The sequence below is a fragment of the Hungatella sp. L36 genome, from assembly GCF_014288035.1.
In genome coordinates, this window is the sequence record NZ_JACOPC010000002.1 from 263,408 (window position 1) to 285,212 (window position 21,805).

At 43.2% G+C, this 21,805-nt stretch carries 29 protein-coding genes and 2 pseudogenes; 20 read left to right on the forward strand and 11 right to left on the reverse strand.

Annotated features, from left to right (window positions below; genetic code table 11):
• Positions 1-59 precede the first annotated feature (59 nt).
• Positions 60-878, reverse strand: coding sequence for an alpha/beta fold hydrolase (locus tag H8S80_RS06815; protein ID WP_055650791.1), 819 nt, complete (start codon positions 876-878; stop codon positions 60-62).
• A 183-nt stretch (positions 879-1,061) separates the two neighbouring features.
• On the opposite strand from H8S80_RS06815, the gene H8S80_RS35030 reads away from it, so the two are divergent.
• Positions 1,062-1,337 (forward strand): 4Fe-4S dicluster domain-containing protein, encoded by a 276-nt coding sequence (locus tag H8S80_RS35030; RefSeq protein ID WP_080552361.1) that lies wholly within the window; start codon positions 1,062-1,064, stop codon positions 1,335-1,337.
• A gap of 28 nt (positions 1,338-1,365) precedes the next feature.
• Positions 1,366-1,893 (forward strand): DUF5131 family protein, encoded by a 528-nt coding sequence (locus H8S80_RS06825; protein ID WP_006777524.1) that lies wholly within the window; start codon positions 1,366-1,368, stop codon positions 1,891-1,893.
• 12 nt (positions 1,894-1,905) lie between these two features.
• On the opposite strand, the gene H8S80_RS06830 is transcribed toward H8S80_RS06825, so the two are convergent.
• Complete coding sequence (locus H8S80_RS06830) at positions 1,906-2,235, reverse strand: winged helix-turn-helix transcriptional regulator (protein ID WP_055650826.1); 330 nt, start codon at positions 2,233-2,235, stop codon at positions 1,906-1,908.
• A 129-nt stretch (positions 2,236-2,364) separates the two neighbouring features.
• Here H8S80_RS06830 and H8S80_RS06835 point away from each other — a divergent pair, with 129 nt between their 5' ends.
• The gene (locus tag H8S80_RS06835; protein WP_039893876.1) at positions 2,365-3,162 is read left to right on the forward strand and encodes an amidohydrolase family protein; all 798 of its coding nucleotides are present in this window, start codon (positions 2,365-2,367) and stop codon (positions 3,160-3,162) included.
• A gap of 122 nt (positions 3,163-3,284) precedes the next feature.
• On the opposite strand, the gene H8S80_RS06840 is transcribed toward H8S80_RS06835, so the two are convergent.
• Positions 3,285-3,758, reverse strand: coding sequence for a hypothetical protein (locus tag H8S80_RS06840; protein ID WP_006777337.1), 474 nt, complete (start codon positions 3,756-3,758; stop codon positions 3,285-3,287).
• Positions 3,759-4,097: 339 nt separating this feature from the next.
• Between H8S80_RS06840 and H8S80_RS34765 the strand changes: the two genes are divergently transcribed.
• A complete protein-coding gene (locus H8S80_RS34765) occupies positions 4,098-4,373 on the forward strand; it encodes a winged helix-turn-helix domain-containing protein (RefSeq protein ID WP_341461068.1) in 276 nt (91 codons plus the stop codon).
• Positions 4,282-4,593: a hypothetical protein gene (locus tag H8S80_RS35035; RefSeq protein ID WP_006777335.1), complete on the forward strand. Its 312-nt coding sequence runs from the start codon at positions 4,282-4,284 to the stop codon at positions 4,591-4,593. Before H8S80_RS34765 ends, H8S80_RS35035 begins: the two co-directional genes overlap by 92 nt.
• Before the next feature lie 52 nt (positions 4,594-4,645).
• Here the strand turns inward: H8S80_RS35035 and H8S80_RS35040 are convergent.
• Positions 4,646-4,762: pseudogene (locus H8S80_RS35040) on the reverse strand (helix-turn-helix domain-containing protein); the annotation flags it as partial.
• A gap of 315 nt (positions 4,763-5,077) precedes the next feature.
• Here H8S80_RS35040 and H8S80_RS06855 point away from each other — a divergent pair.
• Positions 5,078-5,326, forward strand: coding sequence for a hypothetical protein (locus tag H8S80_RS06855; RefSeq protein ID WP_039894240.1), 249 nt, complete (start codon positions 5,078-5,080; stop codon positions 5,324-5,326).
• A gap of 64 nt (positions 5,327-5,390) precedes the next feature.
• The gene (locus tag H8S80_RS06860) at positions 5,391-6,065 is read left to right on the forward strand and encodes a hypothetical protein (RefSeq protein ID WP_006777676.1); all 675 of its coding nucleotides are present in this window, start codon (positions 5,391-5,393) and stop codon (positions 6,063-6,065) included.
• Positions 6,066-6,276: 211 nt separating this feature from the next.
• On the opposite strand, the pseudogene H8S80_RS35045 reads toward H8S80_RS06860, so the two are convergent.
• Positions 6,277-6,542, reverse strand: a pseudogene (locus tag H8S80_RS35045) (transposase domain-containing protein); the annotation flags it as partial.
• Positions 6,543-6,783: 241 nt separating this feature from the next.
• Here H8S80_RS35045 and H8S80_RS06870 point away from each other — a divergent pair.
• Positions 6,784-6,921, forward strand: a complete 138-nt coding sequence (locus tag H8S80_RS06870; protein WP_347565760.1) for a helix-turn-helix transcriptional regulator — start codon at positions 6,784-6,786, stop codon at positions 6,919-6,921.
• 598 nt (positions 6,922-7,519) lie between these two features.
• On the opposite strand, the gene H8S80_RS06875 is transcribed toward H8S80_RS06870, so the two are convergent.
• The 3 genes from H8S80_RS06875 to H8S80_RS06885 all read right to left on the reverse strand — a co-directional run bounded on the left by H8S80_RS06875 (position 7,520) and on the right by H8S80_RS06885 (position 9,978).
• A complete protein-coding gene (locus tag H8S80_RS06875) occupies positions 7,520-8,386 on the reverse strand; it encodes an aminoglycoside 6-adenylyltransferase AadE (RefSeq protein ID WP_001255868.1) in 867 nt (288 codons plus the stop codon).
• Between the two features lie 183 nt (positions 8,387-8,569).
• Entirely contained in the window at positions 8,570-9,139 is a 570-nt protein-coding gene (locus H8S80_RS06880; RefSeq protein WP_118090684.1) for a DNA-3-methyladenine glycosylase I, read from the reverse strand.
• Between the two features lie 38 nt (positions 9,140-9,177).
• Entirely contained in the window at positions 9,178-9,978 is an 801-nt protein-coding gene (locus H8S80_RS06885; protein WP_187049040.1) for a helix-turn-helix domain-containing protein, read from the reverse strand.
• 445 nt (positions 9,979-10,423) lie between these two features.
• On the opposite strand from H8S80_RS06885, the gene H8S80_RS06890 reads away from it, so the two are divergent.
• The 6 genes from H8S80_RS06890 to H8S80_RS06915 all read left to right on the forward strand — a co-directional run bounded on the left by H8S80_RS06890 (position 10,424) and on the right by H8S80_RS06915 (position 15,082).
• Positions 10,424-10,837 carry a cysteine-rich VLP domain-containing protein gene (locus H8S80_RS06890; protein WP_044940356.1) on the forward strand — a complete coding sequence of 138 codons (414 nt, stop codon included), beginning with the start codon at positions 10,424-10,426 and terminating at the stop codon, positions 10,835-10,837.
• A gap of 111 nt (positions 10,838-10,948) precedes the next feature.
• Positions 10,949-11,344 carry a replication initiator protein A gene (locus H8S80_RS06895; RefSeq protein ID WP_118090682.1) on the forward strand — a complete coding sequence of 132 codons (396 nt, stop codon included), beginning with the start codon at positions 10,949-10,951 and terminating at the stop codon, positions 11,342-11,344.
• Between the two features lie 182 nt (positions 11,345-11,526).
• A complete protein-coding gene (mobV, locus tag H8S80_RS06900; protein ID WP_118090681.1) occupies positions 11,527-12,471 on the forward strand; it encodes a MobV family relaxase in 945 nt (314 codons plus the stop codon).
• Between the two features lie 72 nt (positions 12,472-12,543).
• Positions 12,544-12,738 (forward strand): hypothetical protein, encoded by a 195-nt coding sequence (locus H8S80_RS06905; protein ID WP_002334813.1) that lies wholly within the window; start codon positions 12,544-12,546, stop codon positions 12,736-12,738.
• Between the two features lie 144 nt (positions 12,739-12,882).
• A complete protein-coding gene (locus H8S80_RS06910) occupies positions 12,883-14,460 on the forward strand; it encodes a recombinase family protein (protein ID WP_207729804.1) in 1,578 nt (525 codons plus the stop codon).
• A gap of 46 nt (positions 14,461-14,506) precedes the next feature.
• Positions 14,507-15,082 (forward strand): DUF6773 family protein, encoded by a 576-nt coding sequence (locus H8S80_RS06915; RefSeq protein WP_243272797.1) that lies wholly within the window; start codon positions 14,507-14,509, stop codon positions 15,080-15,082.
• A gap of 276 nt (positions 15,083-15,358) precedes the next feature.
• Here H8S80_RS06915 and H8S80_RS06920 read toward each other — a convergent pair whose 3' ends face one another.
• Positions 15,359-15,706: a winged helix-turn-helix transcriptional regulator gene (locus H8S80_RS06920; protein ID WP_006777253.1), complete on the reverse strand. Its 348-nt coding sequence runs from the start codon at positions 15,704-15,706 to the stop codon at positions 15,359-15,361.
• A 162-nt stretch (positions 15,707-15,868) separates the two neighbouring features.
• On the opposite strand from H8S80_RS06920, the gene H8S80_RS06925 reads away from it, so the two are divergent.
• Positions 15,869-16,396, forward strand: a complete 528-nt coding sequence (locus H8S80_RS06925; RefSeq protein WP_006777254.1) for a nitroreductase family protein — start codon at positions 15,869-15,871, stop codon at positions 16,394-16,396.
• Between the two features lie 89 nt (positions 16,397-16,485).
• On the opposite strand, the gene H8S80_RS06930 is transcribed toward H8S80_RS06925, so the two are convergent.
• Positions 16,486-17,154, reverse strand: a complete 669-nt coding sequence (locus H8S80_RS06930; RefSeq protein WP_055650792.1) for a helix-turn-helix domain-containing protein — start codon at positions 17,152-17,154, stop codon at positions 16,486-16,488.
• A 96-nt stretch (positions 17,155-17,250) separates the two neighbouring features.
• Entirely contained in the window at positions 17,251-17,610 is a 360-nt protein-coding gene (locus H8S80_RS06935; protein WP_055650793.1) for a MerR family transcriptional regulator, read from the reverse strand.
• 89 nt (positions 17,611-17,699) lie between these two features.
• Between H8S80_RS06935 and H8S80_RS06940 the strand changes: the two genes are divergently transcribed.
• The 5 genes from H8S80_RS06940 (at position 17,700) to H8S80_RS06960 (ending at position 21,761) form a co-directional block, all read left to right on the forward strand.
• Positions 17,700-18,503, forward strand: coding sequence for an SDR family NAD(P)-dependent oxidoreductase (locus H8S80_RS06940; RefSeq protein ID WP_006775237.1), 804 nt, complete (start codon positions 17,700-17,702; stop codon positions 18,501-18,503).
• 439 nt (positions 18,504-18,942) lie between these two features.
• Positions 18,943-19,533: an NAD(P)H-dependent oxidoreductase gene (locus tag H8S80_RS06945; protein ID WP_039892288.1), complete on the forward strand. Its 591-nt coding sequence runs from the start codon at positions 18,943-18,945 to the stop codon at positions 19,531-19,533.
• A gap of 66 nt (positions 19,534-19,599) precedes the next feature.
• The gene (locus tag H8S80_RS06950; protein ID WP_006775234.1) at positions 19,600-20,220 is read left to right on the forward strand and encodes a DUF3267 domain-containing protein; all 621 of its coding nucleotides are present in this window, start codon (positions 19,600-19,602) and stop codon (positions 20,218-20,220) included.
• Positions 20,221-20,401: 181 nt separating this feature from the next.
• On the forward strand, positions 20,402-21,439 hold the full coding sequence (locus H8S80_RS06955) for a helix-turn-helix domain-containing protein (RefSeq protein WP_006775233.1): 1,038 nt from the start codon (positions 20,402-20,404) through the stop codon (positions 21,437-21,439).
• Positions 21,440-21,479: 40 nt separating this feature from the next.
• Positions 21,480-21,761 carry a chorismate mutase gene (locus tag H8S80_RS06960; protein WP_039892287.1) on the forward strand — a complete coding sequence of 94 codons (282 nt, stop codon included), beginning with the start codon at positions 21,480-21,482 and terminating at the stop codon, positions 21,759-21,761.
• Positions 21,762-21,805 lie beyond the last annotated feature (44 nt).

The following is a 21,805-nucleotide window of genomic DNA, read 5'->3' on the forward strand; positions in this document are numbered from 1 at the left end:
GTGCAGTTTTCTCATATTTAGAGACTGCACCTTGTTTTGCCGCTATGCAAAAAATCAGTTTACTCTTGTTCGATTCTTAATAACCAGTCAATAACCAGTTCATTAAATAAATGGGGCTGTTCAATTTGCAGATTATGTCCAGCCATATCCAATACAGAAAATGTTGCTCTTGAATAGCTCTCTGTAAGCCGCCATGCGTCTTGATAGCCGACACACTTATCCTGTTTACCGCATATAAATAGAACTGGCTTTTGATAAGTAATATCCCGAATGATCTCGTCAGCATTGAAGCTAAATTCATAGTTATTTTCCAGGATATTTATAAAATTATTATCAGCCAGTACCAAGCCGGCCAGAACTTCATTTTTATATCTCTGATGTGTATATTGATTAGCGAGAACAGAATACTCACAAAAATCCGTTCTTTCTGTATCGGTCAGTGTGTTTAAGTATTTTTCATCTGAAAAAAATATATCAGTTAATGGCAGAGTACGCTTGCTATGATCCGGTTCTATTACAGGGCATAATAGCATCATCCCATCCACATCCTTAAACTGTCGTGCCAGAATTCCGCGTGCCAAATATCCGCCATAGGATTCACCTATTAACAGAAAATTTTGCAAATCTAAATTTCTGATGAATGAAATCAATATTTCCAATATATAATCGGAGGCTGCATACTCTAAGGAAGCCGCTGATTGCCCCATGCCGGGCAAGTCTATATATATGCGTTTATAATTGAATTGAGTATCAAATATAGGCTCCAAACAGCTTTTCATTAAAGTCCAGTCGCAACCTAAACCATGCAATATAATAATGGGCTTTCCATCACCAATCATTTCATAATGCAGTTTCATATTTTTGTATGAATAGAACATAGTGGCACCTCTTTAGTGATAGTCTACAAATTATACTGTGTGCTTTTAATCGAATTGCCATTCGTATCATATATTGTAATGGCGCCGCTGTTTGCTGGGAGAATGACAACAAATGGTTTTGTGCTGTCTATATCTATGCTGCTGATATCATTACCGTTGTCAATCTCTATCTTACTGATTTAAATGCTTACTGTGTTCCAGCTTTATGAAGGGGAGGGAGAGTTTTTTGACCTGCGACAGCAACCGCCGTTTCATCAGAGTTTTGCTTTTGGCGGAAGAAAACTTGCTCCTGTGGGATATAAAATACTGGCTGTATGTAATCAGTGTGGAAAATGCCTTTCTGTCTGTCCGTCAAACTGTATAGAACAGGGACCCCCGTTCCAGATCAGAGAGGAGAACTGTATTCACTGTGGCACCTGTTACAAAACATGTCCTTATGCCGCAATCAAAAAGTTATAATAATGCGATCAAACTGTGAGATGATTTTATGGAAACACGCCTGAAAAGGATAGCAGTAAAATCCCCCCACACATATTTAATGACAAGCATGAGTGACTTTTCCTGTTGGAAACCAGAGTGGCGTGAAAAAGTATTTCAGATTATGGGTCAGAACCCGCAGCATGTATATCTGTTTTTAACCAAACGCCCACAGCTAATCAATTTTGAAACAATGATGGAGCAGGTGTGGATTGGAGTGACCATAACAAGCCAGGCAGATAAGGACAGAATTTTATGTATGAAAAAACACATAAAAGCCCCCAATTACTTTATAACCTTTGAACCTTTGTTCGGGGATATGGGGCCGGTTGATTTTAACGGAATCGGCTGGGTAGTGATTGGAACAGAAACGGGAAATCGAAACGGGAAAATTACTTCTGATAAAACATGGATTCTCAATATTGCAAAACAGGCTGAAAAACATGGAATCTCTGTGTTTATGAAAAGCTCTCTTTTAAATATTGTAGGTCCTGAAGATTTAAAACAGGAGATTCCAGCTTCATTTTGCAAGCATTAAATTATGAGATGTTCATGATATCGCTTTTTGATAATTTGTTCCCCATTCGCACAGTTCCTTTAAGATTGGCTGGATGGTTTTTCCTACTTCTGTCAATGAATATTCAACCTTTGGAGGCGTTTCCGGATAAACAGTACGAAGGATAATTTGTTGCTCTTCTAATTGGCGGAGCTGCTGGCTCAATGTCTTGGTGGTGATTGTACCTAATAATCTCTGCAGTTCATTGAAACGGACTGGCCCTTTGGAAAGGTGCCACAGGATCCGGAGTGTCCATTTTCCGCTTAATATATTTAAGCCTACATCCATGGGACAGTGTTCTGGAACTTCCATTGTTTTTGCCAATGTAAAACCTCCTCTGATTGTAGTATCAAAAACGATGCTACATATCAAAATAGTGCGTTCTTGTGTCTTTTTAGTAGGAATGATACCCTGATTATAGCAGAAAATCTGCTGGAAAGGAATGATTAAAATATGATTATTGACAGTCATGAGCATATGATGCTCCCCACAGAAATGCAGATGCAGATGATGGACGCAGCCGGAATTGATAAAACAATCCTATTCAGCACGGTGCCGCATCCGGAAAAAGCCTCTTCACTGAATGGGCTTGAAATAGAAATGGATAAGCTTTATAAAGTTTTATCTGGATCCAACAGTATAGAAGCAAATATCATTCGGCAACAGAAAAGTATATCCGAGCTTGTTTCCATTATCAGAAAACATCCGGACCGTTTCGGGGGATTCGGACCAGTACCGTTAGGGATGTCTTTCAATGAAACACAGAGCTGGATAACGGACTATATCATATCCAACTCGCTATTGGGTATTGGAGAATTCACACCGGGAAATGAGCAGCAGATTTTACAATTAGATACCGTATTTCAGGCCATTGAAGCTACTGAAATCTGTCCTGTGTGGGTGCATACATTCTCACCTGTTACAATGGGGGGAATAAAATTGTTAATGGGATTGTGCGAACGATATCCGCGAGTGCCTGTTATCTTCGGACATTTAGGCGGGAAAAATTGGATTGAGGTAATAAAGTTCGCAAAAACAAATAAAAATGTGTACTTGGATTTATCGGCTGCATTTGCATCGATAGCTACCAGAATGGCATTGATAGAGCTGCCTCAAAGGTGTCTGTTTAGTTCCGATGCTCCATATGGAGAGCCATATCTATATCGGGAACTGATTGAATTTGTCAGTCCATCAAAGGAAATTGCTGATATGGCTTTAGGCAATAACATTAAGGAACTTCTGCATATTTAAAGTAGCATGGCAGTTTATTCTTTGGTTCACTGACTTAGATTACCATGGTAATTGTGAGCTTGAAAATGTTATTATAAAAAAGAAGACTTCTAAAAATCAGAATTTTTTCTTTAAACCTCTAATCAGGGGGTTGTAAGGTTGGTATTAAAAAAGTCGATTGATTTTGCTGATTCGTCATCCCCAAGAAGGGCAATTGCTGATACATCAGGTATTTGCTGGCTTTCTTCCAGGGCAAATAATTCATCAAATTCCGTACGGGGCGATACATATTTAGGAATGTTCCAGTGATAGTAAACAGATATCGGGCTGCCTGGTTGTAAATCAGAAAAGTTTATTTCATTTCTGGCTGAATCATATACAGTTAATCCAGTATGATATTTAACCACATATGTACCATTCTGGCCTTTTGGATTGGTTACCTGGCCTTTAATAGTTAATTGGCGGCCATCATTGGAGACAACCTCTCCTGCCAGCTGGGTCCTGTATTTATCCCCGTCCTGTTTTATAAAATACCATTGTGATGCAATTACAGTACATAGGGCTGTGCAGATTATGGAGAATAACAAGACGGGTATGGAAACTCTTTTTTTATCCATGGAAAGCTCCTTTCATTTAGGTGTAGTCTATTTTGCGGCTATGGGAATCGTAAGGTTCTTTTGAGGATAATATAACTGATTAAAGTGAAAAAGTATTGAAAATAATGTGAAAGTTTCTTGAATTTTTTTTTTTAAGATCTAGGGTGAGTTGGTCTGCGAGGAAGCGGAAGAGTATCGTATAGTGATATTCCCCGCTTTTTTTGTATAGATAGAAAAATCTGTTGGGAAAGGCGGTCTGATAAAATGGCAGATATACTTGCCTCCTTGAAGAACCAGAAGGAATTATCTTTTGCTGGCCGGCAAATCCGGATGAGAGAATAGACTGTGCATCCGGACGGCGTGCAGATTTCACTAAGCAGATATGAATTTTTTACTCTTTGCTTCCTGGCCGGACATCAGGGGTGGGTATTCTCTAAAGAACAGATTTATGAGTTCGTCAGGAAAGAAGCAGGTGAACATTGTGTAACAGCAGTAACCAACATCATCAGCCAGATCCGGCGAAAGTTAAAACAGGAAAATCCCAATGGCGGATATATCCGAACAGTGGACGGGCGGTGGAGACGGCACGAATTATTCTGGCCGGCATCAGCATCCGGTAAAGCTAAAACAGGATAAACGGCTGCGTGAGTGGTGCTTTGGCAGCCTGGAAGGAATTTCAAATAGGGATTTTACTCAGAAGATTCGCCAGGAGCTGGAGACGGAAATCGGAATGAAAGAGTTGAATCAGCGTCTGCAAGAAATTCCTGATATCCTTGTATGGGCAGATGAGTCCGGCTGGTTGGAAAGCTTTGAGTGCATAGGAACACGCTTAAAGTCTGCAAGGCAGGCATTATAGGAGCGTCCGTATCCGCCGGAGCGTCTAACTGCAAATGATTTCTGATCTCACGGGAGATGGAGGAGCAGTTTTTGTTTAGGGCATCGGCAATCTGTTTAAAGGAGGACTGTTGTGAAAGCATCTGTGAGATTGTGAACCTGTCTTCTAATGATAAATGAGTTTTCTTCATGATGATAACCTCCAATCGTAATCCCAGACACGACAGGAGGATGATACAAAATTTGTCATACTAAATGCAACCTTTTATATTTTTAAAGTAAATGCAACTGGCAGCGTATATAGGGGTTGCGTTTACTTTAAAAATTTATATGTGGATTAAACTACGGAAACTCAAGGACAAATTACATTGACAAAGTTAAGACATAGTGATACAATTTAGTTGACTACAAAAAATAGTCGTTTGTTTTAAAGTATAAAGTTCAATAATTATTTATATATGAATCGAGGTTAAAATATGTTTTGGTTAAATAGACAGGAAGTATACATGACAAATAGAGTGGATTTATTTCATTATGCTCAACAGGCATTAAAAAGTGGAAATATAAAATATGAAATAAAAAATAACAATATGGGCTCAACAAATAGGAGAACTGGCAGAATATTAGGGCAGTTTGGAGAAAATACATCTTGTGAAATAATGTATTATATTTATACTTCAAAAAGTGATGCATCAAAAGCTAAGTTTTTAATAGATGAACAGATAAAAAAATATGCAAAGGATGAATACCAATGATTAATTAAGATTTTAAATATGTTATGACATAAGAAAACAAAAACCAGAATTTTAGGAGGAAATTATGAGGAAAATTAAAAAGATAGTAACTTTATTATTAACTTTAGTTTTTGTGGCAAGTAATACCATTTACAGCTTTGCAAACGAAAACAGTACTTTATCGTCTGATGTACCACATGAGACATGTATTATTACGTTGACCAGCCCAAATGGCATTAAATACAATGTTATGGCGGTTGAAGAACCTCAGATGCAGCTTAGAAGTAGTAATGGTGATATAGCAAAAACGTATAGCTATTCGTTAGATAGCAAAAATATGCAGCGAGTTACTCCTAGTACTAGAGGTGGCCAGAGTAATGATGAATGGGATGACTCTATAAGTGTTCATGGATATATTACGATTACATATGCGTCAACGACACTTTCTAACGGTTTGAAAGGCTATAAATTAACCAAAGTGAATGGAAAATGGGAAAAATCAGATAATGCTGTAACAATGTCAAATCGGCGTGTTTCATATACATGCCAAGATGTTAACCACCAGAATCAAATTACTGCCAAGTTCCCAAGCAGCAATACTTTCTCCTACAGCACCGGATATACTACATACGTGTCCGACATTGCTACAGGCGTATTGGGAGCAAATTCTCATATAGACTTAAACCATGCGGGTTCTGGTACATGGTCCTTAGATGTAACCTGTAATTATTTTGACAATAATATTTTAGATTATCTCTAAAATAAAATCCTATTTTTTATGTCATAATAATATTTGAATATATATAGTACTCCATATATGATAGTAGCCTATGAATATCATATATGGGGTACTATTTATGTGGTGTAGGTCTTTTTGGCTGTGATAGAAGATGTAATGTAAATGCCCCATAGCCAGTATCTGGCTAAAAATAATGCCGTCTTTTGTGGACGGCAGATAGAAACAAAACGGATCAGTTTTTGGATATCTTTTTCTGGTAGCACTCCGGCAATGTTTCCGACCATGGAAACAATTGCTCGATATAAGAAAGATCCCAGTTCCCCATGCTTTGGCAGCTCTTCCAGCAGATAGTGAAAATACCAATACGGCTTCAATTTGTTTGCTTTCGCGGTTTCAGCAATGCTGTATGCGATTGCGCTGGCTTTGGCTCCGCTGACCGTATTGATCTGGAACCAGTTGTTTCTGACGATTAAATGGTCGGATGCTGCGTTCCGCCGCTTATCCGCATATGTGCATAAGCGGCGTTATACGCAGGATATTTTTATCCTCATCTTTTCAAAAAGAATGCTTAAATTCGAAGATTCCGTCATCAAGTGAGTATCTGGTAAAATCGTTTTGCAAAATAAGAAAATTCAGCTAGACAATCGTGTCTAATAGTGAAAATAAGGCATTTCTCGTTTTGTGTCGTGTTTTGCTATTGGCACTAATGATAATGTGTAAGTGAAAGTGAGGTGAAAGTATGGATACGAAAAAGATAGGAGAATTTCTAAAGGTACTTCGCAAGGAAAAGGGATTGACGCAAGAACAGCTTGCGGAAAGTCTTCTTGTATCGGGAAGAACAGTCTCCCGGTGGGAAACAGGGGGTTCACTTAGATAAAGATACCACATCAATCCCACGCTGACTTTTGCTCAACCGATACAGCCGGAGGGCTGGATAACAAGAAAAGGCGGTATGCGCCCCGTGGAGGGGTAGCGTACCGCCTTTTCTTGTGGGGGTTTCCAAAGGGGGCAACGCCCCCATTTGGCACACGACTTTGCGAAGCAAAGTGTAGTGTGTTATACGCTCTGTCGGCGTTGCCGTGAAAATGCCGTTGCCGCCGGGGAGGGCAAGGGCATTTGAAGCGGCAGGAAAACAGGGCTATGCTTGCGTGGCGTGGAGCTGTAAGCACAGGTCTGGTTTCAACAGCAGACTGGGCGTATATGAAAGCCCCCGTCCCTCGTCCTACGCTCCGACTTGTGGACAAAGTGTCCCGAAGTTGTGGCCACACTCCCGGAAAAGTAGCAGGACAGCGGGCAACCGTCAAGGCTGAAATGAACGGGTTTGCACCCGACCTTGACCGTCACCCGCCGTCCCACTGAATGGGTGGACAAGGAGGCCAATCCCTCAAAGTGCTTGTCCGCGCTCTTTCTGATTTTGAGGTATTCAGTTTTTCAAAATTGAATAATCAAAATAAATTTTTTCGATTGAAAAAATTTTATTTGTTATCATCTTCTATGCCATATTTTTTCTTTTGCCGAATCACATAATTACTGATTTTTTCATCATATAGTGGATACTGGTAATCCAACTGGCATGCCACTTCTGACGAAACCTCCCGGAACAATGCCATACATTGTTCAAAGGATTCCCACATATGGGGATAGGAATCCATATTATAAGTGGACATAAGTCGTTCCCACAATTCCTCTGGGACATATTGCTTCATAAATTTATAGTTTTTTCCCAAACTGAAATGAAATCCCTGTTTGATACCAATCAGCCAGGAAATCATGCGAAGCAATTCTTTTCGTACTATATCATTCATATGGTCAATAGCAAAAAGAATTTCTTTGCGGCATAAGCCCTTTACTACATATGTTGTAGTATTCCAAAATTCATTACAGCAATCGTCAAACATTCTTTGAGTAGGCTTCTGCAAGTGGTAGTCTATATCCGTTGGTATTGGCGGCTTTACGATACGGTTGTCTTTATCCAACAGTAACTTTACCAGTTTATCCCATGTAAAATACTCGTCTATCAGTTCCAGCGGCAGCAAAGTTAAATCTATCTTAACATCATCAGTAAACAGCATTAAATATGAAAATCCCTTTTCTACAGCTGGAAATAATTCCATATCTTCCGGCTTTTGCAGAATCAACCTTTCACCAAATATATCTAGCCATTTATCATCACTTGTGAAGCTGTCCATATCCGTAACAAAAAAAGTAATATCAAAATCCTGAAAATCATCAGGCGGAATATTTGTATTTGTTCTAGATCCTTCCAAAGTAACCATGCGAATGCGTTTGTCTGTTTTTGCAAAATTCAAAACAATATCATAAACTTCCTTTTCTGATCTCATTTTTATCTCCTCCAATTATTGAAATAGGTGTGAAGCCATTTTAGGGCTTTCCCGCCTTGATTACCCTTTAGCAAAGACGGGCGGGACTGTCAACGGCGGCGCATGAAATGCGCCGTTCATCTTGACCGTTGACTGGCTCGGCTGGCTTTGCTATCTCTCGATAAATTGTACCGAAATATTGAATTATTCTGGTACATACAAATAGCAACCTTTCACATGGTCATTTACAATTCCGATTGCCTGCATATACGCATATATAATCGTGCTGCCTACAAACTTAAAGCCTCGTTTTTTTAAGTCTTTACTGATTCTATCTGAAAGTGGCGTTGTTGCAGGAATGTCCGCTTCCGATTTGAAATGATTATGAATCGGTCTATTCTTAACATAAGACCAAATAAACTTATCAAAACTTCCGTATTCTTCTTGGATTTTGATAAATTGCTGTGCGTTTGTGATTGTCGACTTAATTTTTAATCTATTGCGAACAATATTGGGATTTTGCATTAACTCATCAATTTTAGTTTCGTCATAGAGAGCAATTTTTTGATAATCAAACTCGTTGAAGGCTTCCTTAAATGCAGCTCTTTTATTTAATATCGTCAGCCATGATAATCCGGCTTGCATACCTTCAAGAACCAACATTTCAAATAGTTTTCTATCATCATGAACGGGCTTTCCCCATTCCCCATCATGGTATTCTTTATAGAGTTCTGTGGTTGCCCACGAACATCTTTCTCTATCGTCTTTCTTCATGGTATCCTCCGTTTGTAAAATTTGTTTTTGTCGCCCACTTATTTTCTCCCCCGCTGGGGCTTTGGATTTTTCAGCAAGTCGGACTTCTCCGAAATCTTTTTGAGCCATTTCTTTTCTTCCTCGGATAGCTTCCTGTAATTCAGCCGGAGCCGTTTGCAGATAAATGCCAGTGACGCTTGCTCCGGGTCGCTGTCCTCACTGGCGGTTTCATCGGCGGATTGCAACAATCCTTTCAGCGGGTTATCCTCCGGGACGCTGAAAAAATCGTCCCTGTGGGCTTCCCGCAGGTCAAGGGCTATACCGTTCATGTCCTGCTGTATCACATAGCGGCAAAAGCTGTCGTCGTCAATATGGGCGGCGATAAGCTGTCTTAACTGCGGATCGGTCAAGCCGGGATTGTACTGCTTCATAATGGTTGCGCTCATAGTGTCCACTATGGCGTTTACGGTCTGCACCTGCTTCACCGCCACGCCGTTCACATAGATTTCAAGGTCAGCCATGAGCCGGGGAAAATCCGGGTGCGCCGCCAGCTCACACAAGAGGGAATTATCCACCCTCCCGCTTTTCAACAGTTCAATCATTTCATCACTCAAACGCAGGTCTGCAAGGTCGGCATTTGGGTGATTTTTTGTTTCCGACAGCCCCAGCAGATAATCGGCGGTCACATCGTAAAACTTCGCCAGCTTGATAAGGGCATAGTGGCTGATGTCCTTGAAGTCCTCCGCTTCATAGCTTCCCAACGCAGACTTGGAGAGGTGTGTCTGCTCCGCAAGCTGTTCCAGTGTCAGCCTACGCTCCACACGCAGGTCTTTCAATCGTTCTTGTATGGATAATTCCATGCTCTCCCTCCTTGTCTGCAAATATCATTTTTATTATACCACAATTCCGAAAGCGTGGAAATAGCCTGTTTTTTAAGCCGATTTCCTACCTCTTGGATATACGGGACGGACGGTCATTTAGGTGTAGACTTAGGTTAGTTCATCGATGGACAGCACCTTGAAAACAGAATGACCGTCCGAAAAGGAATACCCCGGCTGGGGAAGCACCGCAAGGAGCCGGACTTCGGGACAAAATGTCCCGAAGTTGCGGGGAGCGTGCTAACGCCGGAACACGCCGCTATTGTCGGGGCCCCCGCAAAGCCGCATGGCTTTGTGGGGAGAGGAGGAGCAGCGGAGCGAGTGAGTTTTGCCGCTTGCGGCGAAACGAGCGATACGCAGCTTGCGACGACGAGGCAGGAAGCCTTTTCGGGAGGAACGGCAACGGAAAGCAAAATGGAGGGAACGCATGAGAGATAACCCCTATAAAGACTTGCCGCCGCTGGAACGCAGGCCGGACGGTTCCCTTTACCGCATGACACCGGCGCAGAGGAAACAGGCGGCCAGCCTGATACGCCGGGAGTGCTGTTGCTGTGAGGACGGCAACTGCATTGTCCTTGACGATGGGGACACCTGCACCTGCCCGCAGACGATTTCTTTCTCGGTCTGCTGTAAGTGGTTCCGCTGGTCGGTCTTGCCGCTGGACGGAACGCTGGAAGCGGAGATTTTCCGGGATAGGGACTTGAAACGCTGTGCGGTCTGCGGCGGCGTGTTCGTCCCCAAATCCAACCGGGCAAAATACTGCCCCGGCTGTGCCGCCAGAGTTCACAGGCGACAGAAAACAGAAAGTGAACGGAAAAGGAGGTCTGCTGTGGACAGTTAGGAGCGAAAAAAGCCTTGATTTATCAGGCTTTACAAGCCCCAAACCGGGGCGGGTGGTATAAAGTATCGCCCGCCCCGGAAAACGGGCTTCTAACCGTCCACAAAACGCACTATGACAAATACCATCTATATCCATCAGCCGGAAAAGGCGTTCAGCTTCACCCGGCTCCCGAATTTCCTCTTTGAAGCCCCCACATTCAAGCCCCTGTCCAACGAGGCAAAGGTACTGTACGCCTTTATCCTGCGCCGGACAGAGTTATCCCGCAAGAATGGGTGGGCGGATGACTGCGGACGGGTTTTCCTGTATTACCCTATCTGTGAAGTGGTTGACCTGCTCCACTGTGGGCGGCAGAAAGCGGTGAACACCCTGCGGGAACTGCAATACGCCGGACTGGTGGAGATCCAGAAGCAGGGCTGTGGAAAACCCAACCGCATTTTTCCAAAATCCTATGAAGCGGTTCCAAACACCGACTTCAAGAAATCCGGTTCTGGTACGCCGGAGGACTGAAAACCGTACCCATGAAGTACGGAAACCGCCCCCTTGAAGTACGAAAACCGGACGGTATATAGAAATACAAAGATAAAAAGATTGATTTATATTCTATCCATTCCAATCCTATCCGAGCTATTTTCTGCGGGATTTTCCCTGTGGAAAACCCCGGATAGGAAAGGAATGGGGAAAGGAGCAGAATGGCACAACACGCAATTTTACGGTTTGAGAAGCACAAGGGCAACCCGGCAAGGCCGCTGGAAGCCCATCACGAAAGACAGAAAGAACAGTATGCCAGCAATCCCGACATTGACACAAGCCGGAGCAAATACAACTTCCATATCGTCAAGCGGTCGGGACGCTATTACCACTTCATTCAGAGCCGTATCGAGCAGGCCGGATGCCGGACAAGGAAAGACAGTACACGGTTTGTCGATACGCTGATAACCGCCAGCCCGGAGTTTTTCAAGGGGAAATCCCCAAAGGAGATACAGGCGTTCTTCCAAAGGGCGACGGACTTCCTCACCCACCGGGTAGGACGGGAAAATATCGTGTCGGCGGTGGTACACATGGACGAGAAAACGCCCCACTTGCATTTGACCTTTGTTCCGCTGACAAAGGACAACCGCCTGTGTGCAAAGGAGATTATCGGCAACCGGGCAAACCTGACGAAGTGGCAGGACGATTTTCACGCCTATATGGTGGTGAAATATCCCGACTTGGAGCGTGGGGAGAGTGCCAGCAAGACAGGCCGGAAGCATATCCCCACCCGGCTTTTCAAACAGGCGGTTTCCCTCTCCAAACAGGCCAGAGCCATTGAAGCCGCCCTTGACGGCATTAACCCGCTGAACGCCGGAAAGAAAAAAGAGGAAGCCCTCTCCATGCTGAAAAAGTGGTTCCCGCAGATGGAGAACTTCTCCGGGCAGTTGAAAAAGTACAAGGTCACAATCAATGACCTGCTGGAAGAAAACAAAAAGCTGGAAGCAAGGGCAAAGGCCAGTGAAAAAGGCAAGATGAAAGATACGATGGAACGGGCAAAGCTGAAAAGCGAACTGGACAATTTACAGCGGCTGGTTGACCGTATCCCGCCGGATATACTGGCGGAACTGAAACGGCAGCAGCGGCACACGGTAAAGGAAAGGTGATAGATATAAGCAGAAATTTTCGCCGCCTTTGTGCGGCATTGTACCTTGAAAACTGAATATGGAGGACACTGGATGGCAAAAAGCGAAAGCGATATTTTTACACCCCGGACAGGGCAGGTCATACAAGCAGAGAACGGCACGCAGTATTTTGTATGTGGGAACAACCGTATAAAAATCTCCGAACACTTCGCCGCAGGCGGGAAGCCCCTCGGTGATCTGATTGTAGATGTGGTGCGGCATACCGCAGAAAAAGCCGCTTCAACCTGATAGCCCATCATTGATAACACGCCCACGCTTATGATATAATTGCCATAGAGCAAAAGTATTGTAAGCGTGGGTTGTTTCTTTAGAAGGAGGATTTTAACGGTGAAACAACCTTACAATACTACGATTTACAACACGGCGCTTTATATGAGATTGAGCCGGGACGATGAACTGCAAGGAGAAAGCGGGAGTATTCAGACACAACGCATGATGCTCCGGCAATATGCCGCCGAGCATGGCCTGAATGTCATAGATGAATATATCGACGATGGATGGTCTGGAACGAACTTTGACAGGCCGGATTTTCAGAGAATGATTGATGACATTGAGGACGGGAAAATCAACTGCGTTGTTACGAAGGATTTATCCCGCTTAGGCAGAAACTACATTCTGACCGGCCAATACACGGAAATCTACTTTCCCAGCAAAGGCGTCCGCTATATCGCTGTCAATGACAATGTGGACACCATCAACGGAGAGAATGAACTTGCCCCATTCCTCAACATTCTGAATGAAATGCACGCCCGCCAGACCAGCAAAAAGGTAAAAGCGGCCATGCGGACACGGTTTGCAAATGGCGCACACTATGGAGCCTATGCCCCGCTGGGCTATGTCAAAGACCCGGATAAGAAAGGCCATCTTCTGATTGACCCGGAAACAAGGTGGATTATCGAAAAGATTTTTGACCTTGCCGTTCATGGCCGGGGAGCCGCCAGCATTACACGGATTTTGGTCGAAGAAAAAGTGCCTACTCCCGGCTGGCTAAATTTCCAGAGATACGGCACTTTCGCAAATATCTATGCCGGAGCGCCGGAGGAAAAAGCCTATGCGTGGACGATAGCGCAGGTAAAAAGTATTCTGAAAGAGGAAACCTATATCGGACACAGCGTCCACAATAAGCAGACCAACATTTCATTCAAAAACAAGAAGAAAGTACGCAAGCCAAAAGAGGAATGGTATCGTGTGGAGAACACCCATGAAGCGATTATTTCCGAAGATGTGTTCCGTCAAGTACAGGAGCAGATTTGCAACAGGCGCAGACGGCAGAAGAACGGCACAACGCAGATATTTTCCGGGCTGGTAAAATGTGCGGACTGCGGCTGGTCGCTGGCCTATGGTGTGAACAGTCAGAACAAAAATCCCTATGCCCACTACCATTGTAGCAAGTACGGGCAAGGATTGCACCAGTGTTCCATGCACTATATCCGCTATGATGTGCTTTACGCCTATGTTCTTTCCCGTCTGCAATACTGGTCTGTGCTGGCACAGCAGGACGGGGACAAACTTCTGAAACGGCTACTTAACGCCAGCGACAAGGAACGCAATACCGCAAGGAAGCGGCAGACAGCCGAACTGAAAAAGGTGGAAAAGCGCAAAGCAGAAGTAGACACCCTGTTTGCAAAAATGTATGAGGACTGGTCTGCCGGACGCATTACAGAATACAATTTCAATATGCTGTCCGAAAAGTATCAGGGCGAACAGCGAGAATTGGACGCAAAAATTGAACGGCTTCACGAAGCGATGGAGGCCGCCGCCCAGACAGCGGTTGACGCTGAAAAGTGGATAGGTCTGATGAAACAGTATGTCAATCCCACAGAATTGACGGCTGAACTTCTGAATACGCTGATTGAAAAAATCCTTGTCCATGAAGCGGTCAAAAATGAGGACGGAAGCCGGGAACAGGAGGTAGAAATCTTCTACCGCTTTATCGGCAAAATCGAATGACACATCTTGAAATACCCAACAATATCTTTAACTAAGGGAAACGGGAATGAATATGCCAGATTTAAGTGTCCTAATTCAAATGGCAGAGTTTTATGATGTAGAAGTAAAAGAAATTTTAGATGGAGAAAGGAAAAGCGAGATTATGGATAAAGAATTGAAAGAAACGTTATCGAAAGTAGCTGATTACAACAAGCTGGAAAAAGAAAAGGTGACAAAGGCTGGAAATGTTGCATTTGGTTTGACTTTTGTTGTTTGTACGGTGGTGATAGTGATTCAGTTGCTTATTGCGGCAAATTTATCGGTTGTTGTGGGAGAAACCGTCGTTTTACTTGTTGGCGGGGTGGCGTATATTGGTGTAATGACCTATAATGGGGTTTGGGAGACCGGCTCCAGATTCAAAAGCACTCCCTTTATAGATATGTTGATAGCTGTAATATGCGCGGGAGCATTCGCTATTGTATTGGCAATTTGTTATATTAGACTGGGCGCAACAATGCCTCAGGCGGTTCATAGCGCACTTATATTTTTTGTAGGAATTGCCATAGTAGGTTTTGGAGTGTTGAGAACATTAGCTTATTTAAGTCATAGAAAAAAATCAAGAAAAAATCAAGAAAAGAAATAGCAAAACAGGTGGCAATAGCAAGAGTTTTGCCGCCACATATCACCATTTGAACCAAATCTGAACACGCTTAAAGTCTGCATTGGAGGGTATCGGGAATTCTGCGCTGGAGAAAGGCGACAATGTCCTGATTGTCTCACATGCATTTGCGGTTAAAACCATGATTTACCTGTTCGACAACAGCCATTTGTCCGAAGTGGAAAAAATAAGGAACGCCAGTATTACGACAATTATCTGACAGGAAGGTATCTTTCATGTGGATCATGTAAATGATACCAGTTATTTTGAACAAGGCGGTTTTACATCCAGTCCATCCAGGTAAGCGGCTCCCCAATTGCACATTGAATCCAGAACCGGAATAATGCTTTTTCCAAAGCTGCTTAAAGAATATTCTACCTTGGGTGGCACAACTGGGTAGACTGTGCGGGTGATTAACTGGTCTGCTTCCAGTTCCCTTAACTGCTGCGTCAGCATTTTAGGTGTCGCCTGGGGGATTAACTTACTGATTTCATTAAACCTTAATATATTGTCGATCAGGTGCCACAGGATAAGGGCTTTATATTTCCCGCCGATTAGGTCCAGCGTGGCTTCTACCGGACAGTTATAACTGCTGGGACAGCTTTTCATAAGTTCCTCCTCACGCTATCTTTTTATATAGTATATATGGAAAAAGTGCGTTCTTCCTTTTTTGAAAATCAATGTTAGAATTATAGCATGGAATAACGGATAAGGCAATTACCTCCGGTATTCGGTTAAAAATAAAATTGACACAGGAAAGGAAGGATTATCATGAGCTTTTTGGATTTGGCAAAAAAGAGGTACAGCGTTCGGGCTTATACCGAAAAAAAGGTGGAGAAAGAGAAACTGGAAGCGATTCTGGAGGCCGCCCATGTGGCGCCTACGGGAGCAAATAACCAGCCTCAGCATTTGATTGTTGTAGAGAGTGATGAGGGAATGAATAAGGTCGGAAAAGCAGCAAATACTTATGGGGCGCCGCTGGTAATCATCATCTGCAGTGACAGGAATGTAACCTGGACAAGGCCTTTTGACGGCAAAAAGCTGACGGATATTGATGCCAGTATCATTACGGACCATATGATGATGGAGGCCACAGATCTGGGTCTGGGTTCCGTTTGGATCTGCTATTTTAAGCCGGATGTACTGAAAGAGGAGTTGGCAATTCCGGAGGGGCTGGAACCGGTCAATATCCTGGCGATTGGCTATGCAGATACAGAGAAAGAACCTGCATTGTCGCCGGATCGCCATGGAAGGCTCCGCAAGCCGCTTTCCAGTACGGTATCCTATGAGCAATTATAGATAAATGATATTCCATATGAGTATAACGAAAGAGCTGCCAGGAGAAACTTTGGCAGCTCTTTCTATTTTACGGTATTCGCAGAGCATATCTAATGGAAATCAGGAGAAGAACTATCACGTTTGGCTTGTTTTTTTGATTTGTCAATATAAAGCGGCCTGTTTAATTTGCTCCTGTTGATTTTCACAACATAACCCCAGTATACCAGAGCAGACAGCGCCAAACTGATAATATTTCCAATCAACACTTCTCCTAAAATAAGAATCCCTGCCTGAAAAATGACATAGAGTAATTCCACTCTTGCAGTTTTTACTCTGTCAAGTTCTTTGTCAAGCAGGATATTAGTACCCATGAAACAGGCAGGGATAAAAACCGACAGCATCGAAAAAAGCCAAAACGCCCGGTTTATAGCTCCATCTGCATTGTAAGTATGAAAGCTGATTCCCAGTAAATTCATCCCACACGTAAATAGGAAAATGGGGATAATGATTCGCATACGGTTTCTTAACAAACCATTTTCATCTATCCGCGTTGCTTTCTCCTCTGGTGAATGGTCTTCCGAGTAAGAAGAAACCAGTTCATTTAATGGAATTTCAAACAGCGCGGATAATTGCAGCAGATTATCTGTATTTGGCCTGGAATTATCGTTCTCCCACTTAGTAACTGCCTGCCGGCTGATACCAATATGCTCGGCCACCTTTTCTTGTGAAAGTCCCTGTAGTTTTCTGTAGTATGCGATGCGTTTTCCCAGTGTGTCCATGTTATATGCCTCCTTGAAATGTATTTAAGCAAATGATATCTGCCTGGGTGGCTACTTTCTACCAACTATCAGGAAACTATTGGTTGCATGGTGCTTTTACTTCCCGATTTCGTTCCTGTAAAAATCAATTTTTTCATCCAGCCGGTCCCGGTGCTCCTGGAGCTGCATAATCTGTTCATTTAATGCCTGCCGGTGCTGCACCAGCATTTCCAGCCGTGCCTGAAGCGTCGGATTCCCCTCGGCCCGCAGCTGTGCGTACCGTTTAATCTCTTTAATGGGCATTCCGGTATCCTTGAGGCGTTTAATAAAGCTGATCCATGCAATGTCCCGGTCTGAATACCGGCGGCGGTTGCCGGAATTACGTTCCGGGGCAATAAGGCCTTCCTGTTCATAATAGCGCAGGGTATGGATTCCCAGGCCCGTGAGCCTGGAAAATTCACCGATTGAATATTCCAAGGTAAATTCACCTCCAGGTAAAATTTCTTGACATAGAGTTTACTCTACATTGTATAGTCGATTATATCAAGATAAAGGAGGATTTTCAAATGGTACAGAAAAAAGGAGCATATACGGTAATCACCGGTGCCAGTTCCGGCATCGGTGATGAGACAGCCAAGGCATTTGCCGCCCGTGGAAGGAACCTGGTTGTGGCAGCACGCCGCCAGGATAATCTTGAAGCCCTGAAGAAAGACATTTTATCGAACAATCCTGCGCTGGATGTGGTGGTCAGAGCCACGGATCTATCCGTTATGGAAAATGTGTATCAGTTCTATGAAAGCCTGAAGGAGTATCCGCTGGATACATGGATTAATAATGCAGGTTTTGGGAACTATGACAGCGTGGCGCATCAGGATTTGAGAAAGATTGAAAGTATGCTCCACTTAAACGTGGAAGCGCTTACGATTTTATCTTCCTTGTTTGTGCGGGATTATAAGGACACAGAGGGGACGCAGCTTATTAATATATCCTCTTGTGGCGGATACACAATCGTACCTACTGCCGTTACTTATTGTGCGGCAAAATTTTATGTCAGTACATTCACGGAAGGCCTGGCAAGGGAATTAGAGGAAGTTGGGGCGAAGATGCGGGCCAAGGTTCTGGCGCCGGCAGCCACAAAAACAGAATTTGGAAGAGTGGCAAACAATGCCGGTGAGTATGATTATGACAGGCTCTTTGGAACCTACCACACCAGCTGGCAGATGGCAGCGTTCCTGATGGAGCTGTATGACAGTGACCAGGTAGTTGGCGCGGTTGACCGGGAAACCTTTGAATTTAGACTGTGCGGTCCAAGATTTGACTATGCGGGAAATTCCAGGCATAATCAGAAAGCTGTGAAATCTCAGGGCTGAGCTATGAAGAGGTTATGAATTGTCTATGAGCGGCTTATGAATTTTAGTTTTTACAAATGCCTTATTGACAGTGTTTCTGCAGAGGAGTACAATAAGTTCAATTTTACATGAAAAACCGTTGAGTAAGCGGAGTAACCATGGCGGAGAAATCACAGAGAGCCTTCATTGGTGGAAGAAGGCATTTCAAGCTGCGGTGAATGGGCTTATGAGTGCAGCCCGAATTTCAAGTAGGCGCTGACGGAAACTCTAACCGTTATGATGAGAGCATATGTTTGTATGTGAAAAACCGAGTAGGTGGCATTGCAGAGTTTATGGCTTCTGTTCCTTTGGGGACAGGGGCTTTTTGTTTTTTGAAAGGAGTTGGTTCTATGGATGTGGATTGGTGGTGCAGATAACGGGTAGAATTCAGAATAAATGGAAAGTTGACAAGGAGGTATCAATGAAAGTATCGGTTATTTTAGGACATCCATATGAAGGCAGCTTTAATGCTGCTATTGCAAAAACGGTTGTTGAAGCATTAAGGGAAAACGGCCATCAGGTTATGTTTCATGATTTATACCAGGAGAATTTTAATCCTGTTATTCCCAAAGAAGAATTGGTGAGCGACCAAACTAAAGATAGTCTGGTTGCGCTCCATCAACAGGAAATCCGGGAAGCAGACGGGATTATTATTGTTCACCCAAACTGGTGGGGACAGCCGCCGGCAATATTAAAAGGCTGGGTTGACCGGGTATTACGGGAAAACATTGCTTATACTTTTCCGAAAGGTGATAATGGCGGCGGACTTCCTATTGGGCTTTTGAATGCAAAGGCAGGGCTTGTATTCAATACTTCAAATACCCCCGAGAGGCGAGAAGTTGAAACATTTGGTGACCCGCTAAACCGCCTTTGGAAGGACTGTATCTTTGATTTTTGCGGCGTATCGGTGTTTGATCGAATCATGTTTCGAGTGGTTGCTTACAGCAGCTGCACTGAGCGGGAAGAATGGTTAAATCAGGCCAGGAGCATGGTAAACCACTATTTCCCGTAAAGCAGCTTTTCGCCTGCAGGTAGGTTGAACGGAACACAAATAGGAGACTGAGGAGATTACTTAAACATGCAATTTATGAAAAAAATACCTGGCGAGAATAAAAAGAGAACAAAAGAATTACTATCATCTGGCTGGAATAGATTAAAGGAACCCTCCAATTTGGGTATAGCAATTTTGTATTCGCTTCCAATTTCTATCATATTGATGACGGTCAATGGAATATGGCTTTTTTTACTCTCACCTGTATTTAAAAGTTTTATCAATTCGGACGGTTTTATAGTCGAATTTCAAATTAGCATAAAAAGCCTGGGATATATTTTGGCTGTCATTCTATTCCTGCTTATACATGAGCTGATACATGCCCTATTTGTTCCCGGTGTATTTCATTCACCATGTACCTATTGGGGATTTAACGGTGGATTCGGCTTTGTGTATACGGAAGAAATAATGACAAAAAAGAGATTTATGCTTATATCGATCATGCCGCTGTTGCTGCTATCTTTCATACTTCCTGCGGTTTTATTAATTTTAGGAATCTCAAATTGGTTTATTATTATCCTTTGTATTATAAATGCCGGCGGTTCATGTGTTGATATTTTGAATATGTTTCTTATTGCGGGGCAAGTCTCCCAAAATGGAACAATTGTAAATAATGGTTATTCGACATATTTTAAGAATGCAGAGTAGCAAATTGAAATACATACGGTCGGATTATCTTTGCCTAATTGAAAAGAGGCGGCCTATCTTGAATATGAGCGATAGTTAATATTTTTGAAAGATACTTAACGCCTGTTCAGTTGTGAAGATGGTAGCTGTCTGCTATCATAAAATCAGCAAAGGCCAATGCAAAAAATAAGGAGGCATTGATATGCAGTTAGGACAGGTAATCCGTAAATATCGTAAAAATAAAAACATGACACAGGAAGAGATGGGGGGCAGGCTTGGAGTTACGGCGCCGGCGGTAAATAAGTGGGAGAATGGAGCTTCTATGCCGGATATCACGCTGTTGGCGCCCATTGCCAGGCTTTTAGGCATTACGACGGATATTTTATTGTCATTCCGTGAGGAACTGACAGCAGAGGAAATAAAAGCACTTGTTTATGAAGCGGATTCCATGCTGAAGGAAAAGCCTTATGAAGAGGCGTTTCTGTGGGTAAAGAAGAAACTGGAACAGTATCCGAATTGTGAACAGCTGATTTTGCAGCTGGCAGTAATTCTGGATGCACAACGTATGGTGCAGGAACTGCCTGACGCAAATCAATATGATGATTATATCTGTTCCCTGTATGCCCGGGGGTTAGAAAGCGATGACGAGACAATCCGCAGCCGTGCGGCCGATGCATTATTTAGCTTTTATCTGCGAAAAAAGAGATATGATAAGGCAGAGGAATATCTAAAATATTTTTCTGTGCAGGATCCGATAAAGAAAATGAAACAGGCACAAATTTACGGCAGGACTAACTGTATCTCCGAGGCATATAAAGCCTATGAGGAGCTTCTTTACTCACATTATCAGCTGGCAAGTGGGGCGCTTCATGGAATGTATATGCTGGCAATGGATCAGGGCGAGATGGACCGGGCGCATATGCTGGTAAGGAAGCAGGAGGAGCTGGCGAGATGCTTTGAAATGGGAAAATATTGTGAGGTGTCTTCCCGGCTTGATATTGCAACAGTGGAACAGGATGCAGATACAGTCATTGCTACAATGAAAGAAATGCTTTCCAGCATAGGGCAGATAGGCAGCTTTTATAGGTCCCCTCTTTACGGGCATATGGAATTTAAGGAAATGAGGGAGGAGTTCCTGGCTGAACTGAAGAACAATTTATTAAAATGTTTTCGGGATGAAGAAAGCTATGGATTTTTGAAGGATGATGAGAGGTGGAAAGAAATAGTTCTGCAGAAATAAAGATAACTTTATAATGGATATGGCAAAAGGAGATACGATTATGCAGTGCAGCAGTTTAGAAGAAGTACGTTCCAATATTGACCGAATCGATAACGAGATCATAAAACTGATAGCAGAGAGGGGGAATTATGTGATTCAGGCTTCTAAATTTAAGAAGAATGAGGCCGGTGTCAAAGCCCCTGATCGTGTGGAAGCAGTCATTGCCAAAGTCCGGAAGAAAGCAGAAGAATATGGTGCGGATGCAGACATGGTAGAAGCATTATATCGGGAAATGATTTCACGATTTGTAAATATGGAGTTACAGGAATTTTCAAAAAAGTAAAATGCTTTACGATGAGTAACGATAAACAATAGGTATCCGGCAAT

Coding starts and splice junctions, on each gene's coding strand:
- H8S80_RS06815 (WP_055650791.1), bottom strand. CDS start 878: ATGTTCTATTCATACAAAAATATGAAACTGCATTATGAAATGATTGGT.
- H8S80_RS35030 (WP_080552361.1), top strand. CDS start 1,062: ATGCTTACTGTGTTCCAGCTTTATGAAGGGGAGGGAGAGTTTTTTGAC.
- H8S80_RS06825 (WP_006777524.1), top strand. CDS start 1,366: ATGGAAACACGCCTGAAAAGGATAGCAGTAAAATCCCCCCACACATAT.
- H8S80_RS06835 (WP_039893876.1), top strand. CDS start 2,365: ATGATTATTGACAGTCATGAGCATATGATGCTCCCCACAGAAATGCAG.
- H8S80_RS06840 (WP_006777337.1), bottom strand. CDS start 3,758: ATGGATAAAAAAAGAGTTTCCATACCCGTCTTGTTATTCTCCATAATC.
- H8S80_RS35035 (WP_006777335.1), top strand. CDS start 4,282: ATGGCGGATATATCCGAACAGTGGACGGGCGGTGGAGACGGCACGAAT.
- H8S80_RS06855 (WP_039894240.1), top strand. CDS start 5,078: ATGACAAATAGAGTGGATTTATTTCATTATGCTCAACAGGCATTAAAA.
- H8S80_RS06860 (WP_006777676.1), top strand. CDS start 5,391: ATGAGGAAAATTAAAAAGATAGTAACTTTATTATTAACTTTAGTTTTT.
- H8S80_RS06870 (WP_347565760.1), top strand. CDS start 6,784: ATGGATACGAAAAAGATAGGAGAATTTCTAAAGGTACTTCGCAAGGAA.
- H8S80_RS06875 (WP_001255868.1), bottom strand. CDS start 8,386: ATGAGATCAGAAAAGGAAGTTTATGATATTGTTTTGAATTTTGCAAAA.
- H8S80_RS06880 (WP_118090684.1), bottom strand. CDS start 9,139: ATGAAGAAAGACGATAGAGAAAGATGTTCGTGGGCAACCACAGAACTC.
- H8S80_RS06885 (WP_187049040.1), bottom strand. CDS start 9,978: ATGGAATTATCCATACAAGAACGATTGAAAGACCTGCGTGTGGAGCGT.
- H8S80_RS06890 (WP_044940356.1), top strand. CDS start 10,424: ATGAGAGATAACCCCTATAAAGACTTGCCGCCGCTGGAACGCAGGCCG.
- H8S80_RS06895 (WP_118090682.1), top strand. CDS start 10,949: ATGACAAATACCATCTATATCCATCAGCCGGAAAAGGCGTTCAGCTTC.
- mobV (WP_118090681.1), top strand. CDS start 11,527: ATGGCACAACACGCAATTTTACGGTTTGAGAAGCACAAGGGCAACCCG.
- H8S80_RS06905 (WP_002334813.1), top strand. CDS start 12,544: ATGGCAAAAAGCGAAAGCGATATTTTTACACCCCGGACAGGGCAGGTC.
- H8S80_RS06910 (WP_207729804.1), top strand. CDS start 12,883: ATGAGATTGAGCCGGGACGATGAACTGCAAGGAGAAAGCGGGAGTATT.
- H8S80_RS06915 (WP_243272797.1), top strand. CDS start 14,507: ATGAATATGCCAGATTTAAGTGTCCTAATTCAAATGGCAGAGTTTTAT.
- H8S80_RS06920 (WP_006777253.1), bottom strand. CDS start 15,706: ATGAAAAGCTGTCCCAGCAGTTATAACTGTCCGGTAGAAGCCACGCTG.
- H8S80_RS06925 (WP_006777254.1), top strand. CDS start 15,869: ATGAGCTTTTTGGATTTGGCAAAAAAGAGGTACAGCGTTCGGGCTTAT.
- H8S80_RS06930 (WP_055650792.1), bottom strand. CDS start 17,154: ATGGACACACTGGGAAAACGCATCGCATACTACAGAAAACTACAGGGA.
- H8S80_RS06940 (WP_006775237.1), top strand. CDS start 17,700: ATGGTACAGAAAAAAGGAGCATATACGGTAATCACCGGTGCCAGTTCC.
- H8S80_RS06945 (WP_039892288.1), top strand. CDS start 18,943: ATGAAAGTATCGGTTATTTTAGGACATCCATATGAAGGCAGCTTTAAT.
- H8S80_RS06950 (WP_006775234.1), top strand. CDS start 19,600: ATGCAATTTATGAAAAAAATACCTGGCGAGAATAAAAAGAGAACAAAA.
- H8S80_RS06955 (WP_006775233.1), top strand. CDS start 20,402: ATGCAGTTAGGACAGGTAATCCGTAAATATCGTAAAAATAAAAACATG.
- H8S80_RS06960 (WP_039892287.1), top strand. CDS start 21,480: ATGCAGTGCAGCAGTTTAGAAGAAGTACGTTCCAATATTGACCGAATC.